We start from the raw sequence: 14773 nt of genomic DNA, 5'->3' as shown, positions 1-14773 counted from the left end.
CTCGCTGGCGCGAACAGAAAACCCGGCCATCGCTGGCCGGGTTTTTGAGGTTAGGGAGATACTGCCTGACAAGGCCGGTTCTGTATGCGCTACAGTGGTCCAGGCTCCAATAGGGGCGAACCACCAGGCGATCGTCACGTCATGGTTAACGATCTGCAAATCAGCCTTGTACATCCACCGGGCTTCTTGCATTAGAGCCGACAAAGAAAAACCCGGCCATTGCCGGCCGGGCCTGAAAAGTTTGGGAGAGGATGCCTGAAAGGCACTGCCGGTATGCGCCGGAGCTGCCACAGGCACAAACGCGCAGACCGCAAGTCATGTTGCGCCCAGCGCAACGCAAGGGTATGATTTAACATAACCCTTATTATCGTCGCGGGCGATTTTTGTATGATATCAAAGGCTTAGCGCATTTGATCGGCCGACTGCGTTAGCTTCCCATTTCGGGCCACGGCTGATCTAACCGAACGCAGACTGCTGCGCGGTCATGTAGTAGTGAGCCTTGATGACCTTCGATCGACGGCAGATGTTTTTCGCGGGTACCGTGTTCGCGGCTACCTCGATGCTCGCAGGAGGAACGCGAGAAAAGAGCGCCAGCGGCCCGCCAGGGAAGTTTGCTCCTCCCGCTCCTGCTCTGCAGGTTCCTGCCCCTCCCGTTCCGCAAAAGGTTGCGGCGGCGCCGGTCATTAAGTCGGTTGTCCCGGTCAAGCTGCTGGCGGCCGCCAAGAGCGCGCTTGATCGGCAGGATCGGTCCATCCTGCGGGACCGGATCGCGGTAGTCGACTTTGCAGCACCCTCGTCCGAACCGCGGTTACACTTGGTTGACCTGCTATCGGGCAAAGAGCGCTCGCTTCTGGTGACGCATGGCAGCGGCTCCGATCCAGACCACAGCGGATGGACCAGGCGCTTCTCCAACGATGAAGGCTCCATTGCGTCCAGCGAGGGTGCATTTGCGACACTGAACTTCTATTCCGGCAAGCACGGCCGTTCACAGCGGCTTGCGGGTTTGGATGCCAGCAACAGCAACGCGCTCAGCCGCGCCATCGTGATCCACGGTGCGTGGTATGCGGAGCCGAACGTGGTGGATGCGACCGGCAAGCTGGGCCGCAGCCAAGGTTGCTTTGCGGTTGGTGACACGCTGATCGACGAGGTGTTCGACCATCTTGGCTCCAACCGTCTGATTTACGCGGCCAAGCTCACCGCCTGAGACCGGTTCACGCCGCCGGGCGTGACAGGTAGAAGGGATAGCCCCAACCTCCCAGACATGCCGTTTCAGAGCCGTACAGGCGTATACTCTACGCCCAGGCGCTTGCGCGCCGAGGCGCGGCGACGCCGCACGGCATCAACCAGGCGGATCGCCTCTGTCCGGTCAGCGAAGCTGCTACAGCAGCCCTGCCCCTTCGCACCGATGCGCCCCCAACGCCGCTCGACGATCGTCCAGCCAAACAGATCGGTGGTCATCGCGAGCTCGTAGTTGCGCGCAATGTTGCGCTTGGGATCCACCGCCCACCACCGTTCTCGAAAGTCGCCGTCATCAGCCATGGCGAGCATATCTGCGATCGTCTTCACCAGCGCCAACGCGGTTTCTGAATCACCGGCGGCCTACTGATTCAGTTTGCCGATCAGTTGTGCTGCGCAAGCTGCTTGAAGAGCGGGTACCTGAGCTAACCCTAGCCGCGGGCTTGACGGTCCCTCATGGGGAGACATCGGGCTCGCATAACCTTTCTCGATAAACTAAAAGGGTGCGCTCAGCAGCCGCTGCCAGGTAGTCAGAAGCCAAGTTATGCAGATCATCGTCCGTGACAACAACGTCGACCAAGCCCTTCGGGTGCTGAAGAAGAAGCTGCAGAGTGAAGGCGTCTATCGTGAGATGAAGCTTCGACAGCACTACGAAAAGCCCTCTGAACGGCGTGCGCGCGAACGTGCAGCTGCCGTCAGTCGCGCTCGGAAAGCCGATCGCAAGCGAGCTGAGCGCGATACCTAAGCCATCGGTGGTAAAGACGTCCTCGCTTTGGACGCTCACCGCTGGTAGGCAGCACCCAGACCCGGCTGCTTGTTCATGTGAATAGCTCGATCGAACCGCCGACTGCCTGTCATCACTATTCGTCGATGCTAATATGCTTTTATGAGCCTTGTACCATCTTCTTCTGAGTCGTCCGATTATGGCCAGCTTCTTGATACGCTGAAGGAGCGGATCCGGTCGTCGCGGCTCAGGGCCGCGTTGGCGGTCAACGAAGAGTTGATCTTGCTCTATTGGGGGATTGGCTGCGACATTCTCGTTCGCCAGGATAGCGCCGGTTGGGGCGCCAAGATTGTTGATCGCCTCTCGGCTGACCTGAAGCGCGACTTTCCGGAAATGACCGGCTTTTCGCCCCGCAACCTCAAATATATGCGCGCATTGGCTGAGGCATTCCCCGACCGTGAAATCGTGCAACAGGTTATTGCACAATTGCCCTGGGGCCATGCAATCACGTTGATCGAAGCGGTCAAGGATCCTGCCCAGCGTATCTGGTATGGCGAGCAGGCGCGATTGCATGGCTGGAGCCGGAAGGTTCTCTCACATCAGGTCGGCAGCGGTTTGTTTGATCGTCAGGGCAAGGCGATCACCAATTTCGCGCGCACCCTGCCCGCTCCCCAATCGGATTTGGCGCAGGCGCTCATCAAGGATCCCTACAGCTTCGACTTCCTCGGACTCGGGCCGGACATTTCCGAGCGCGAGCTAGAGCGCAGCCTCCTTGAGCACCTACGCTCGCTGATCCTCGAGCTTGGCAAGGGCTTCGCCTTTGTAGGCAGCCAATATCACCTCGAAGTTGCCGACCACGATTACTATCTAGACCTACTCTTTTATCACCTGCATCTGCGCTGCTACGTTGTAGTCGAGCTAAAGATTGAGGAGTTCAAGCCCGAGTTCGCCGGCAAGATGAACTTTTATCTCTCGGCAGTCGACGATCTTTTGCGTCATGTCGATGATGCCCCGACGATCGGCATCATCTTGTGCCAGGGTAAAAACGCCGTGGTAGTCGAATACGCGCTGCGCGCTTCCGTGAAGCCCATGGGCGTCGCCGAATATACTCTATCTGAGGCCCTGCCCGCTCCTTTGCAGGCAGCACTGCCTACGGCCGAGGATCTAGCGCTCGACTTTCCGCTATGGTCGCTGGTGAAGCTGCGCATCGACATCGAGCGGGAACTACGCAAATTGGCGGAGGATGCCGGAGTAACTTCCGACCGCTCGATGAGTTTGAATGAGCTGATCAGGACGAACGAGGACGTGCGCCAGCTCCCGACGACAGCCGAGTTCATGCGGATCGTCAACAGCCTACAGAACGCCGCGCACGGGATCGACGTGCCTCAGGATGAAGCCGATCAAGCAACCAAAATCTCGAAGAGCTTCCTCCTTGACCTGAGGGCCTATCAAGCGACCCGCTGAAATGCATTCGCATTGATCGATCTCGTAGCCGAAAGCCGTCCTACAGCTCTCGCCGGCCACGACCTCAACTCGGAGACTCAGCGCCGGTTTGCCGCGCCTCCAAACCGGCCCTTCGTTCATCATGGTCTTGCGGCCGCTTCCCGCGTCCAGGTGAGGCTGATGGACGGCAAGGCCTGCGCGAGAATTTCACAGTCTGCTTCCGGCCTGATCAAAGGACCAAGCGGAGGTTTGCAACCGGTATTGCTGTCCGATCGTTCACGAGATCACGGCTAATGAGCTTCGAGGTGTCAGCTTTGGAGCCATACCTCCAACGAAGGCCAGGCACCGCCGGAACCAGGCCAGCACTGCGTCATCTGGCTCAAGCAGCTGTATGGTAGAGACGCTTCCTGCCCAAATAAGAGCGGCGACGCCGATGAAATCGGCGTAGGTCGGCTCGGCCCCTCCAAGGAATGGCTCTTCTGAAAGCCCGGCCCGGAGCGGCTCAAGCTCGCGGCGGAAGTCAACGACGCGTTCCGCGCGGTCTGCAACGGCCTCCTCGAGCGTTGCGCCAAGACGCGCTTCCCGCGATTGGCGAAAGTACGCCTGATCTGCGGGACGCAGCCGCGCAAATATGTCGAGCACGCATATACGCGTAAGCGGTGCCAACAGACGGTGCCGGCACCAGCTGTCGAAAAAGCGGATCATGTTCTGATCGCGCGTCGAGCCGAGCAGGTTTCCTCCTCCGTACCGTCCATCAAGATGCTTAACGATCGCCCAGCTGTCTGCGATGAACAGGTCACCGTCCTGCAGGACTGGTACCGTTGCGAACTGTCCTTCGCCGATAGTCTTTATCTCAGTGAAGCCGACCCCTGCTGCGACGAACGGCAATCGCAGCCTCTCGAGCGCTAAACGAGTGCGCCATGCATATGGGCTGATGGCTGTACCGTCCTCCAGCACTAACTCATAAAGGCGCAGCAATCCTTGTCTCCCACATTCTTTTAAGTAGTTCCCGCCTTGATCGGCGATTTTCGGACTTGGATCTCGGGCAGCGGGAGTTCTTTGACAGCGTAGTTTGATTTGCGGCGGCGGATCGACGGTGACAACTTCGAACAGCAAAGTGCCGTGTCAGGACTGGATCATGTCGCGGATACGGGTCGCTAGCGCCTCGACGGCAAATGGCTTGGTAATCATCTGCATGCCGGCCTCTAGGAAGCCGTTCGCAATCGTCGCGTTCTCGGCATAGCCGGTCATAAAGAGCACCTTTAGTTCTGGCCGGCTGACCCGTGCGGCATCTGCAAGCTGACGTCCGTTAAGCCCGGGTAGACCGATATCGGTCACGAGCAGATCGACCCGCATGTCGCTTTGAAGTAGTTTGAGGCCTGTCGGCCCGTCTGCGGCCTGGACAGACCGGTACCCGACCGCACCGGGACGGGCGAGCGTTCCTCAATGGAAAAGCTTCGACTCTGCCTCGAGCGTCAGCGCCACCGCGTTACGGATGACGCACCATGCCGACAGCTGCTCGAGATCGCGCGCGTCCGTCACCGCATCGTTAGTGCACGAGATATGATGCAGCCGGCCAAAGTGCTTGCGGCACAACTGTGTGGAGCGGTCCTCGCCTGGCGTCCACGATCAGCCGATCCATGTCATCGCCGGGCGCCGCCGACATGGCCTGCAGTGCATCGATGCGGCATGCAGTGCCTATGACCAACGACCTACCCGTAATCGCGCTGCGCGCGCTTGAGCCGCTTGCGGTTGACGACTTCTCGAAGAGGGTGATGCAAGGCGCGGCCCGCGTGCTCGAGGATCGCGACAATCCGCTTCGGCTCAATCTGTTCGCGACAGCCTCGCGCATATTTCTTGAGCATTTGATGGGAACGCTCGCGCCCAAAGCCGAAGTCGAGCAGTGCTGGTGGTATGTTGCTCCGGAAGACACGGACGGCCCCACGCGCGCGCAGCGCATCCGTTTCTGCCTTCGGGGCGGGTTGGCCGACAGCTTTGTGATCGACGAGCTGGGCCTCGACCCCAGGCCCCTCGAGGCCCGTCTCATCCGTGCTTATGGCGCCCTTAGCAAACATGTTCATGGTCGTGAGGAGACCGTGATCGCGGACGCAAATGTCCAGGACAGGGAGGCATCAGCAATTGTCACGGCTATCGGCAATTTCCTCACCGGCTACTGGGACGCGCGCGCCCAACTGATCGAGCCCATCAGCGAAAGCCTCGACTCCAGCGCGGTCGATGCGCTGCTCTCGGAAACGATCCTCAGCGTCGACGAACTCGCCAGCCACCATTCCGTTGAAGACGTCTACGTCCATGAAACGCGGGTCGAGGCAATCGGCGCGACCTCAATACGCTACCGCGCGACAGGCATTGTCGACGTCGTGCTGCAGTGGGGCTCAAACTCGGACCTGCGCAATGGGGATGGCGCGGAGAGCGAGCAGACCTTTCCCTTCGTCTGCACGTTCGAAGTACCGGTCGAAACGCCGCACGAGCTCGACTACGCCGAGGTGGGATGGGGGGTCGATACGAGTTCCTGGCGAGATATGTTCGGCGAGGATGAGGATGACGAGCGCTTTGGCCCGGGCGGGCAGGAGATCGACCACCCTGACTTGAGCGTCTCGCCAGATGAGGATGACCTCTGGTGCGGCCCAACTATGCCTCATTAAGACCCCCTCTGCAGCGAAGGCCGATATCGGCCCGCCACGGCAGGTCATTCGCGATCCGCCTGGGAATAGATACCCTGCCGCGCGCGGTTGATTTCAACCCAGTAAGGGAGACGGTCCTTGATGAACCCCTTCCTCTCGCCGCTGATAAACGGATTGTTGTCGACGGCCGCGGAAAGCCCATCGAGAGGCACCTCATAGCTGAACATGGCCGGACCGAGCCACAGCGTGGGCGGCACGTGAAGAACCTCGTAGCCCAACGGCTTGTGTCGAACACTCAGGAACTGGTCTGAGTTTGCATCGAAGCCTAACCGGTCGAAGCTCATCAGAACTTCGTTGGCGCCCATCTGCTCCGAGCGAAGACGCGTAAGCTGCTCGTTTCCTTCATATTCGCTGCGCCTGCCAAAAATGAGCACATACTGCGGCTCGAGCCTCAACCTGTGAAACGGAATGGCATAATCCCTCAGGAACGCCATTTGGTTCTCGGGTTTGCTGAACCAAACTTTCCACTCCAGAAGCTGATTCTTCGCTTGCGTGAACTCCGCGGTGGGCGTCCCGTCCTTCCGAAACATCTTCTTTTCGGGCGCTTCGATCTCGATCAGAACAGGGTTTAACGTCAGACTATTTTTCGAAATCCACATGAAATTAGGCTTACGACGCTGGTAGCCGTATAATTCTGGCTGCGAGATCACAGCGTCGGGAAACGGGGCATGCCCCGATAACCCGCCGATCACGCTGAAGGCTCCCGGGATAAGCGCCGGATGCTGTTCCAGAAAATGCTGAACGTCGCGCTCGGTCGGGTTTCCGTCGAGCAACTTTGCCCACGCATCTTTCAAATAGTCCGCGTAGTGGCCGCTCTCCATCGGGCGCGGCGAGTCCGGTATGATCGTATAGCGTTTTTCTAACATTGTTTGTTCTACCGCAGAAAGACAGATTCCTTCAGCGCCTGCTTAGCCGCTCAGCCGGAACAGGCGTCGATGCCGCGAGCCGTCATTCAATTCTCCTCATCAGCCGAGCCTACAGTCTCTCCACTTCCGCAGCGTGTTGAAGGGCCGACTCTTGATGCAAACGAACCGTGGTTTGGTTGATGAATGAATGAAGAGAGCGTTTGATCACTGCTCCAAAGTGAACAAGCCGGTCTTCACCCTCAGTAGGTTCCGTAGCCCTGCTACCAGACCGCCTGAACGAGAGTCCGCTTACACCGCCTAGCCGCTCCAAAGCAGACAGGCCGCTTACCACCCGTTTAGCCTGAAAAGCAGCCAGTCCGCCCACTACCCGTTTAGCCTCGAAAGCAATCGGCCCGCCCCACAGAACCGGCCTCCGGCGCACCTCTAAGTTGCCAAGCTGACGGACGTTTCCGACCATCTTCTCACCGCTACCCGTATAGCCGGATCATCGGCGCGGGCCGCCCGTTGGAGCTCCCGTACACACAGGAGATAGATGATGGCCGAGATTTCAACACTGCAGGAACTCTACGTCGATGAACTGAAAGACCTGTGGTCGGCGAACGACCAGATGGCCAAGGCGCTCCAGAAGATCGCCGGCCAGGCGACGAACCCGAAGCTGAAGGACATGCTTCAGGGATCGCAGGACGGTATTGCCAAGCATACCGATCTTCTAAAAACGCTGATCGAGGGTCAAGATGGGCAGCTGAAGAAGGAGCACTGCAAGGGCATGGAAGGCCTTGTCGCCGAGGCACTCAAGCACACGGTCGAGGAAGCTCCCAAGTCAGGTCCGGTGCGCGATGCGGCCATCATCGCGCAATATCAGCGAATGACTCATTACGGCATCACTGGCTTTGGCACAGTAGCCGCTTTCGCCACGGCATTGAAGCTGGACGAGGATGCGACGCAACTCACCGCAGCCGTAGAAGAAATGCACAACGGCGATGACATGATGAGCGAACTTGCCGAGTCCGCCGTTAACGTCGCTGCCGTCGAAGGTTAATGGCCACCGGGGCGGATCAGCATGGTCCGCCCCCTTTAGCTCAGTCACGAATTCGCATCCGACCGGTTGAGACACAAGCTGGTGCGGGCGGCGGGACTCGAACCCGCACGAGCAAAGCTCAGGGGATTTTAAGTCCCCGGCGTCTACCATTCCGCCACGCCCGCGCTAACCGCTGGATCGTCCGTCCTTCAACAATCCCGAACGACGCCTCGAACTGTATGCTCAGTACACCACCTCGCGGCCAAGCGCCGCCGCATCAGCGGTCTTGTGGACTGATCCAGCGGCGAAAGACAGATCGGTTTTGCGGCCTGTCGAACAGGTCTGATGCACCTCGATCCAGACACCGCAAGCCTCGCCGGATCGGTGATCCATCGAATTGCGTAACTCTAGCATGATGGGGGCCATGGCTTGTCGATCCCGCTTTAACGTCGCGCCAGAGGTAGAGCGCAGACCTTAACAGATGATCTTCGTGAACAAACTCTCGAACTCCACGCCATCGATTCTGCCGTCATGGCGAGTAGCTTATCGCACCCGACCTCTGGAGAGCCTTTAGCGCCCTAACCCTCCTACCAAGACGTATGCTTCGAGCAAGTTTGAGGCAGCAGGCGTGAACATACCCTTTGCAGGCGCTCTTGAACTATGTCGGGAGAGCCTGCTGCCCTTCGTGGATCACGGTAAGCACATCGCGATAGTCGAGGTCTTCCCAGGGATCGAAACGCGCCGCGGCAATGATGTCAGGCACGAGCCGCAGGAATAGTGCGTAGTCGCCTTCAATCGCTTTGGGGCCCGGGAGCTTGCTGGGCCGGCTCGGGTCGGCATTCAGGAAATTGCGCACCGCCTTGATGACGCCGCTGGTTGTGCCACCATGAGGCTCAACATCCTGACCGCTGATATCAGACAGGAACTTGTCATAGCGATGCCGCTCTTTCTCGAGGATCAGCGCGCGCTTGCCACTTGCGGCAGGATCTTTGAGCCGCAGTCCGATGTCGATCCCGAGCTCGAGCGGCATGTTGAAGCGAGGCAGCTTTCCATCAGCGTCAAGCTCGACATTGCTGATATCGTGGATCGTGTGGTCACACGCACAAATCAGGTCGGCGATCTGGCCGATGCGCACCGCGCCGCTGTCGCTGATCTCCAACGCGCATCGCGGCCGGTAGCCGCACGCGGCAATCGTGAACAGCATCGCCCGGAACATGGGGCGGTACTGGTCATCAAACGGGCAGTTGATAAAGACCGCGGTCGCGCGGTCGACTTCAGCCGGTGACCAGATCGGCATGCTTGGCGGCCGCCGCTTGCACCGCCTTCTTGATCCGCGAGAGCGAAGCCTTCGGCGGCACAGCGGGCGGGAGAACGGTTACCCCGCGCCGAGTGAACGACTGAGCCATAACCGGCGGTGTCGCAGCAGTTTTGGACGTCTTGCTCATGTCGGTAATATGGACCTTGATCTTGCCCTAAGCAAGCGGCCTGCCCTGGAAGCAGCATGGTCGCCTGTCGCCTGATGCTCGCTCGATCCCTCGTGCCCCATGATCGCCCACCACCAAGGTACAAGTCGCGAACAAGGCCTGCGGAGCGCCTGTCACCGAATGACCACCACCTTGACGTCGGCCGCCTCAGCGATGTCCTTCCATTGGCGGTCAGCAGTCCACGCCGGCAAAACATCGCGCTTGGCCAATGCCAGGCAGAAGCGATCACCCAACGACAGACCGCCCTCGACCGTGTGCCGGCGCAGCCGTGCGGCCTCACGCGCGAGCGCAGCGTCGGCCGGCACCAGCTCGATCGGCAGCGGCCGCAGCATCTGGTCGACCTGCTCGTCAGGCATGCCGAGCTTGTGGAAGTGCGAGGCGACCTCGGCCATGTTGACCACCGACATGCGGCTGCCGGCGAGCGCCCCCTCGACCTTTCTGGCGCCCTTCTCTCCCAGCAACATCGTCAGAACGGCCGACGCATCGAGGACGATGCTCATTCCCCGCTCTCCGCAGCGCGCTCGGCCAGGAAGCTGTCGATGCTGGCGCCGGGCGCATCGCGATATTGCCGGGCGAGCGCCTGCGCCTGCGCCACGAGCTGCGGCATGGTCCGCAGGACGACCCCATCGTCGGTTTCGTCGAGGTAGACCGCACCACCGCCGGTCAGCCCAAGGCGCTTGCGGATGTCGGCCGGCAGGCTCATGCGCCCGTTTGGCGTGATGTTGACTTGGATCGTCATGATGTCAGATGAGCCTGTGCTTGATCTCCGTGCTGCCACATAGCCGTTCTCGCAGCAATGCTCAACGAAGATAATCATGAGACACATAGCCTTTCGTGTGACACGCACCCTGCCCTCTGCCACACGCTGCCACGACACTTTCCATAACCCGACATTATGCAAAAGACAGGGTCCGTTGCAAACCTGCTGCTGAGTGGCACTAGATCTCTCCTGTCCGATAACCGAGATTCTCGGACCTAAGAGGGCGGCCTTTATGATGAGACATCTGGCGTCAGCACCGACGGTTTGCTACCAGTTGAAGAGACTGCTCAACCTGCACCCTGATGAGGCAATCGCATGACCATCCACCGCACCCGGATCACCGCCGACGGGCGCATCCAGTTACCAGCGCAGCTTCGGCGCGAGCTGGGTCTTAATGCCGGTGATACGGTTGATCTGGAATCGCATGACGGTCAGGTGGTGGTGCGGCGACCTTCAAAGGCGCTGGAGCGCATCCGTGCGCGGTTGTCGAAATATGTCGAACCCGGCAGCGATGTCGTGGGCGAACTGAAGTCCCAGCGGATCGAGGATGCGCAACGTGGCTGAAGCGGTGCTCGATACATCGGTGCTGCTGGCCTTTGCGCTGGGTGAGCACCACGAGGTTGACGAGGATCAGGTGCTGACCGGGGCCGGCGTGTCGGCGGTGAGCCTGGCCGAGTTCCGTTCGGTGCTGCGGCAGAAGCAGGTCGATCCCGAAGACATCGATGCCACCTTGCGCGACTTCAACCTGCGGGTGCTGCCGTTCGGTGCGCGCGAAGCGGAGATCGCCGGTACGCTGATCCCCGTCGCGCGGCGATTGAACATTGGCCTCGGCGACTGTGCGTGCCTGGCGACCGGTCTCGCCACCGGTCTGCCGGTGTGGACCGCGGATCGCGAATGGACCAAGCTCGACGGTACCGGCATCATCAAGCTGATCCGCTGACCGTGGCAGGCGAGCTGGAGCCGCTGGCCGTCAACCTGCCCGACACGCTGCAGGCGGAGATCGACAACGCCCGGGCTACGCTGGCCGCCGCCAAATCGCCGGCGACGCGCAAGGCCTATGCGAGCGACTGGGCGCGGTTCTGCGGCTTTTGTGATGCTCGAAATGTCGAGGCTTTACCCGCGCATCCGGACATCGTGGCGCTGTTCATCCATGTCGAGGCGGATGCCGGGATAGCCCCCGTTACGCTCGGCCGGAGAGTGGCGGCAATCACGCACCACCATCGTGAGGTCGGGCTCACCTCGCCTTCCGCGCGCGACGATGCCGGGGTGATCGCGGGCATGCTGGCCGGCGTCCGTCGGCGCTATGCGCGCGCCAAAGAGCAGAAGGCGCCGGCGCAAGCGGAGGTCCTCAAAGCGATGCTGGCTACGATTGAGGGCATGGGCGTGCGCGCCCAGCGCGATCGCGCGATCCTGGCGCTGGGCATGGCGGGCGCCTTCCGCCGCTCGGAGCTGGCCGCGCTGCAGCTGGAGCATCTGCAGTTCACCAATTCCGGGCTGCGGATCACCATTCCAAGATCAAAGCGCGACCAGGAAGGCAAAGGACAGCTCATCGCCGTTCCTGAGGGGTGCTTCATTCGGCCGGTTACCCTGCTGCGCCATTGGCTGCACGCGGCTTCCCTCGACCGGCCGGATCCGGTGAGCGGCAAGCCGCAGCAAGGGCCTGTGTTCCGCCGCCTCACCCGCTCGGACGTGCCCACCGAGCAGCCGATCACCTGCAAGACTGTCGCCCGGCTTGTGAAGACGATCGCCGCGGCGGCCGACCTCGATCCGGCACTCTATTCCGCGCACTCGCTGCGGGCAGGTTTCCTGACCGAGGCGGCTGCGCGGCGAGCCAATCTGTTCAAGATGAAGGATCATTCGCGCCACAAATCACTCGACACGGTGGCAGAGTATGTGCGCGACGCAGCAATGTTCGACGATCATGCTGGCGACGGGTTTCTTTGACGCTGCGCCTGACGTCTCACGCTTGATGATGCGATAGGGCGTGGGGTGGAGCTTACTGTCAGGCAGCTGATCGACTGCGGATAAAAAAACAGCCACATCACGCAACTGAGATCACTTCACTCTTTGCGTCGCTGCTGCGCCAAGTTCCACGAGTCTTCGACGCGCCCAGGTATCAAAAGATCACAGTCGTCAGTGTGATCTTCAGAGTGACATAGCCAGCGCCAGTATTGTAATGGCTTAGATCGCCGAGATCTATGGCGGCATTCTCGATGAAGTAATCCACATCGGCCTCGTCAAGGAAAAGGCGCTCGTAGCGGCTTACCCCCACAACTGATATTTCAAGCTGAAGCTCGTCGAACTCGGCATCCAGTAGGTTGTCATCAACAAAGTCGATGACAATGTTGGAGATAGAGTTCATCTCCGCCAGAGCGATGTTCACCACCAAGGAGTTGGTAGTAATCCGCTCCGTCTTACCGACTTTGGCGCCCTCGCGCAGGGCTGTGGGCGTGATCACCACATCCGTTCCGGGAGCCGCACGCACGGCCCGATAGTCCGCTAGGATGATGCCAAACTGCAGATCTTTGATGCGGCCATGCGCAACGGTTGCAGCACCCGCCAGCGGAACCGGCCGCCGGCGCCGTGCTGACGAACACCGGGCTGCCATTATTGGCCGCGAGCACGGAACACGCCAGCATTTCTGATTACTCGAACAAGACTCATACTTCATGTCTCCTCGCCGTGTGAGACGGACCTGACGGCCAAGGGCCTTGATCGAAAACAGAAACCAGGCGGAAGCTGATCGCGGTCGCGCGCAGCCTTGTAGCGCCTGCTGGCTATGCTGACACAGGAGCAGAGGATCGCGCTATCGGTCGTCCGCTGTCGTCAGCCACGCTGGATGTTTGCCGCAGGTCAGCGTTCTATTGTCGCCGGAAACACGAACCTCCTCGCTTTTAGATATATGCCGGCCGCGCCTTCGGGTGTGTGTTCAGAAGACCACATCATGGCCGAGTGCAGCTGCATCAGGTGTCTTGAGGACCGACCCAGCGGTAAACGACAGATCTGTTTTGCGGCCCATCGGACAGGCCTGATGCACTTCAATCCAGGCACCGCAGGGAATTCCAGACCGATCATCTGGCGCGGTGCGCAACTCTAACATGATTGTGTCCATAGCTTGCCAACTCCATTGTAACGTCAGCCCAGCGCTAAAGTGCAGACCTTAACAGCTAATTCGCGGGATGAGACGCTCCGACCCGTGCGCGCTCGCGGTCAGGGTTTACCGCGTCCGAACACACTGGAGGTGCGGGTACTGCTGGCGCACGTACGTCTGATGACAACCCTCCTTCGAGAATGCCCATGGCCCGGATAGGTCACTGCGAGTGTACGAAAGACGATGGTTCAACAGACATACCGCTGCCCATCCCGCGCGAGCTGAAGGGGCAGCAGCCCCGGATAGCCCAGTAGTAGCTCTGGATGCCTGGACTTGGCGCGTGATCGGCCCACCACGATTCGGCGAACTGGATGTCGGGCGTCAGCCATACATAGCTTTACGTATGAAATATCGCGGAACCTCCGCGGCCTCTTTGGGTTCTTCTCGAACGATCTGGAAGAGGGCCTAAGCAAAAAATGGCAAATTTCAGAAATCCGGTAGCCGCAATCGAGCGCTTCAGATGGGTAGCCGGCGGGCTCAGCAATCCTGATGATGCCGCCATTGTGCATAGCTATGCTGCGGAAATCGCCATGCGACATGGCCGCTCAGATTTCGTGCCGCTTCACGCAGCCTAGACCAGACATCTGCCGTTTCCCGACGGCGGTGATCGACGGGCAGCTACGTCAGTGTGACGAGCGCCAGTGCCTACAACGCCCGCGTAGTTGGTACGCTATCGTCGGGGCATAAGGACGGTTCGTCGGCAAGCCGGTGCCACCGCCTTTTAGACTGGAACAACCGCGCCAAAGCCGAAAGCTCCAAAGTGGTGCTACTTTCTCCCGCGGGAGCGCCATTCCCGGCTTTGCACGTAGTGATCGCTTCATCTTGGTGGGAGTTCGGGATGCGTGCTCCTGCGATCTGTTCCATACCATTGGGCATGGAACGCACTCACCTTCACATCGTCGGCAGCACTAGCCGCTCTCGCGCCGAACAGGCCCGGATCGCGTTTGCCTTGGGGCACCACGCAGAGGTCTACAGCGAGTTGGATGAGCTGGTCGAACGCGCTCCTGGTGAAGGCATCATCCTGGCAGCGCACGACACCGTGACCGGCGGTACGGGCGGGCTGATCCGCCGCCTAAGTGAAGCTGGTGTGTCGCTGCCGGTGGTGCTCACGGCTGACGGGTTCACCATCAACGACGTGGTTGATGCGATCACCGATGGAGCCATCGATTGCCTGGCATTGCCGCTGGAGATGAACACCCTCGCCCGCCGTCTGCAGCGTGTCAGTGCGGCTGCCGGTCCCCTGGTTGAGCTCCGCCGCCGGCGGATCGAAGCTCGCACCCGCATCAATCAGCTCAGCCGGCGCGAACGTGAAGTGCTGGAGTGCGTGGCTGCCGGCAAGGCGAACAAGCTGATCGCCCGCGACCTCGACATCAGCCCGCGCACGGTTGA

19 protein-coding genes, 1 tRNA gene and 1 pseudogene are annotated in these 14773 nt (G+C 60.2%); 9 read left to right on the top strand and 12 right to left on the bottom strand.

The annotated features are described in order from the left end of the window. The first annotated feature begins 502 nt into the window (after positions 1–502). A complete protein-coding gene (locus D5S08_RS16000; RefSeq protein WP_241557480.1) occupies positions 503–1204 on the top strand; it encodes a murein L,D-transpeptidase catalytic domain family protein in 702 nt (233 codons plus the stop codon). Between the two features lie 65 nt (positions 1205–1269). On the opposite strand, the gene D5S08_RS15995 is transcribed toward D5S08_RS16000, so the two are convergent. Then, the gene (locus D5S08_RS15995; protein WP_338323009.1) at positions 1270–1566 is read right to left on the bottom strand and encodes a WGR domain-containing protein; all 297 of its coding nucleotides are present in this window, start codon (positions 1564–1566) and stop codon (positions 1270–1272) included. A 214-nt stretch (positions 1567–1780) separates the two neighbouring features. Between D5S08_RS15995 and rpsU the strand changes: the two genes are divergently transcribed. Then, a complete protein-coding gene (rpsU, locus tag D5S08_RS15990; protein ID WP_121120190.1) occupies positions 1781–1981 on the top strand; it encodes a 30S ribosomal protein S21 in 201 nt (66 codons plus the stop codon). A gap of 141 nt (positions 1982–2122) precedes the next feature. Continuing rightward, complete coding sequence (locus tag D5S08_RS15985; protein ID WP_121120189.1) at positions 2123–3424, top strand: PDDEXK nuclease domain-containing protein; 1302 nt, start codon at positions 2123–2125, stop codon at positions 3422–3424. Between the two features lie 255 nt (positions 3425–3679). On the opposite strand, the gene D5S08_RS15980 is transcribed toward D5S08_RS15985, so the two are convergent. Then, on the bottom strand, positions 3680–4519 hold the full coding sequence (locus tag D5S08_RS15980; protein ID WP_121120188.1) for a glutathione S-transferase N-terminal domain-containing protein: 840 nt from the start codon (positions 4517–4519) through the stop codon (positions 3680–3682). A gap of 9 nt (positions 4520–4528) precedes the next feature. Next, a pseudogene (locus D5S08_RS15975) lies at positions 4529–4819 on the bottom strand (response regulator); the annotation flags it as partial. 284 nt (positions 4820–5103) lie between these two features. Here D5S08_RS15975 and D5S08_RS15970 point away from each other — a divergent pair. Beyond that, positions 5104–6066 (top strand): pPIWI-associating nuclease domain-containing protein, encoded by a 963-nt coding sequence (locus tag D5S08_RS15970; RefSeq protein ID WP_121120187.1) that lies wholly within the window; start codon positions 5104–5106, stop codon positions 6064–6066. A gap of 44 nt (positions 6067–6110) precedes the next feature. Here the strand turns inward: D5S08_RS15970 and D5S08_RS15965 are convergent, their stop codons facing one another. After that, complete coding sequence (locus D5S08_RS15965) at positions 6111–6971, bottom strand: Shedu immune nuclease family protein (protein WP_121120186.1); 861 nt, start codon at positions 6969–6971, stop codon at positions 6111–6113. Positions 6972–7503: 532 nt separating this feature from the next. Between D5S08_RS15965 and D5S08_RS15960 the strand changes: the two genes are divergently transcribed. Next, positions 7504–8010 carry a YciE/YciF ferroxidase family protein gene (locus tag D5S08_RS15960; protein ID WP_241557479.1) on the top strand — a complete coding sequence of 169 codons (507 nt, stop codon included), beginning with the start codon at positions 7504–7506 and terminating at the stop codon, positions 8008–8010. 79 nt (positions 8011–8089) lie between these two features. Here D5S08_RS15960 and D5S08_RS15955 read toward each other — a convergent pair. The 6 genes from D5S08_RS15955 to D5S08_RS15940 form a co-directional block, all read right to left on the bottom strand. After that, a tRNA-Leu gene (locus D5S08_RS15955) sits at positions 8090–8174 on the bottom strand. 58 nt (positions 8175–8232) lie between these two features. Then, positions 8233–8415 carry a hypothetical protein gene (locus D5S08_RS16610; protein WP_126665631.1) on the bottom strand — a complete coding sequence of 61 codons (183 nt, stop codon included), beginning with the start codon at positions 8413–8415 and terminating at the stop codon, positions 8233–8235. A 232-nt stretch (positions 8416–8647) separates the two neighbouring features. Continuing rightward, complete coding sequence (locus tag D5S08_RS15950) at positions 8648–9286, bottom strand: hypothetical protein (RefSeq protein WP_126665630.1); 639 nt, start codon at positions 9284–9286, stop codon at positions 8648–8650. Next, entirely contained in the window at positions 9264–9434 is a 171-nt protein-coding gene (locus tag D5S08_RS16820; protein WP_155522995.1) for a hypothetical protein, read from the bottom strand. Before D5S08_RS16820 ends, D5S08_RS15950 begins: the two co-directional genes overlap by 23 nt. A gap of 152 nt (positions 9435–9586) precedes the next feature. Continuing rightward, a complete protein-coding gene (locus D5S08_RS15945) occupies positions 9587–9973 on the bottom strand; it encodes a type II toxin-antitoxin system VapC family toxin (protein ID WP_121120184.1) in 387 nt (128 codons plus the stop codon). Beyond that, on the bottom strand, positions 9970–10212 hold the full coding sequence (locus tag D5S08_RS15940; RefSeq protein ID WP_121120183.1) for an AbrB/MazE/SpoVT family DNA-binding domain-containing protein: 243 nt from the start codon (positions 10210–10212) through the stop codon (positions 9970–9972). The genes D5S08_RS15945 and D5S08_RS15940 overlap by 4 nt, the downstream gene beginning before the upstream one ends. 336 nt (positions 10213–10548) lie before the next feature. Between D5S08_RS15940 and D5S08_RS15935 the strand changes: the two genes are divergently transcribed. Genes D5S08_RS15935 through D5S08_RS15925 form a run of 3 tightly spaced genes read left to right on the top strand, consistent with a single transcriptional unit; the run spans position 10549 to position 12177 of the window. Continuing rightward, positions 10549–10797 (top strand): AbrB/MazE/SpoVT family DNA-binding domain-containing protein, encoded by a 249-nt coding sequence (locus tag D5S08_RS15935; RefSeq protein ID WP_121120182.1) that lies wholly within the window; start codon positions 10549–10551, stop codon positions 10795–10797. After that, positions 10781–11173, top strand: a complete 393-nt coding sequence (locus D5S08_RS15930; RefSeq protein WP_241557478.1) for a type II toxin-antitoxin system VapC family toxin — start codon at positions 10781–10783, stop codon at positions 11171–11173. Before D5S08_RS15935 ends, D5S08_RS15930 begins: the two co-directional genes overlap by 17 nt. Before the next feature lie 2 nt (positions 11174–11175). Next, entirely contained in the window at positions 11176–12177 is a 1002-nt protein-coding gene (locus tag D5S08_RS15925; RefSeq protein WP_121120181.1) for a site-specific integrase, read from the top strand. A gap of 172 nt (positions 12178–12349) precedes the next feature. On the opposite strand, the gene D5S08_RS15920 is transcribed toward D5S08_RS15925, so the two are convergent. Then, positions 12350–12841: a hypothetical protein gene (locus D5S08_RS15920; RefSeq protein WP_126665629.1), complete on the bottom strand. Its 492-nt coding sequence runs from the start codon at positions 12839–12841 to the stop codon at positions 12350–12352. A gap of 321 nt (positions 12842–13162) precedes the next feature. Beyond that, positions 13163–13345 (bottom strand): hypothetical protein, encoded by a 183-nt coding sequence (locus tag D5S08_RS16605; RefSeq protein ID WP_126665628.1) that lies wholly within the window; start codon positions 13343–13345, stop codon positions 13163–13165. A 913-nt stretch (positions 13346–14258) separates the two neighbouring features. Here D5S08_RS16605 and D5S08_RS15915 point away from each other — a divergent pair. After that, the coding region (locus tag D5S08_RS15915; protein ID WP_162302018.1) for a response regulator transcription factor at positions 14259–14773 on the top strand (515 nt) is incomplete at its 3' end.

This window comes from Croceibacterium ferulae, from assembly GCF_003660445.1.
GTDB classification, from domain to species: Bacteria; Pseudomonadota; Alphaproteobacteria; order Sphingomonadales; family Sphingomonadaceae; genus Croceibacterium; species Croceibacterium ferulae.
Note: the sequence above shows the minus strand (reverse complement) of the source record. Positions and strands in the feature narration are given on the sequence as shown.

Excerpts from the sequence above, each read along its gene's own strand:
- D5S08_RS16000 (WP_241557480.1), top strand. The coding sequence starts at position 503 with ATGACCTTCGATCGACGGCAGATGTTTTTCGCGGGTACCGTGTTCGCG.
- rpsU (WP_121120190.1), top strand. The coding sequence starts at position 1,781 with ATGCAGATCATCGTCCGTGACAACAACGTCGACCAAGCCCTTCGGGTG.
- D5S08_RS15985 (WP_121120189.1), top strand. The coding sequence starts at position 2,123 with ATGAGCCTTGTACCATCTTCTTCTGAGTCGTCCGATTATGGCCAGCTT.
- D5S08_RS15970 (WP_121120187.1), top strand. The coding sequence starts at position 5,104 with ATGACCAACGACCTACCCGTAATCGCGCTGCGCGCGCTTGAGCCGCTT.
- D5S08_RS15965 (WP_121120186.1), bottom strand. The coding sequence starts at position 6,971 with ATGTTAGAAAAACGCTATACGATCATACCGGACTCGCCGCGCCCGATG.
- D5S08_RS15960 (WP_241557479.1), top strand. The coding sequence starts at position 7,504 with ATGATGGCCGAGATTTCAACACTGCAGGAACTCTACGTCGATGAACTG.
- D5S08_RS16610 (WP_126665631.1), bottom strand. The coding sequence starts at position 8,415 with ATGGCCCCCATCATGCTAGAGTTACGCAATTCGATGGATCACCGATCC.
- D5S08_RS15950 (WP_126665630.1), bottom strand. The coding sequence starts at position 9,286 with ATGCCGATCTGGTCACCGGCTGAAGTCGACCGCGCGACCGCGGTCTTT.
- D5S08_RS16820 (WP_155522995.1), bottom strand. The coding sequence starts at position 9,434 with ATGAGCAAGACGTCCAAAACTGCTGCGACACCGCCGGTTATGGCTCAG.
- D5S08_RS15945 (WP_121120184.1), bottom strand. The coding sequence starts at position 9,973 with ATGAGCATCGTCCTCGATGCGTCGGCCGTTCTGACGATGTTGCTGGGA.
- D5S08_RS15940 (WP_121120183.1), bottom strand. The coding sequence starts at position 10,212 with ATGACGATCCAAGTCAACATCACGCCAAACGGGCGCATGAGCCTGCCG.
- D5S08_RS15935 (WP_121120182.1), top strand. The coding sequence starts at position 10,549 with ATGACCATCCACCGCACCCGGATCACCGCCGACGGGCGCATCCAGTTA.
- D5S08_RS15930 (WP_241557478.1), top strand. The coding sequence starts at position 10,781 with ATGCGCAACGTGGCTGAAGCGGTGCTCGATACATCGGTGCTGCTGGCC.
- D5S08_RS15920 (WP_126665629.1), bottom strand. The coding sequence starts at position 12,841 with ATGGCAGCCCGGTGTTCGTCAGCACGGCGCCGGCGGCCGGTTCCGCTG.
- D5S08_RS16605 (WP_126665628.1), bottom strand. The coding sequence starts at position 13,345 with ATGGACACAATCATGTTAGAGTTGCGCACCGCGCCAGATGATCGGTCT.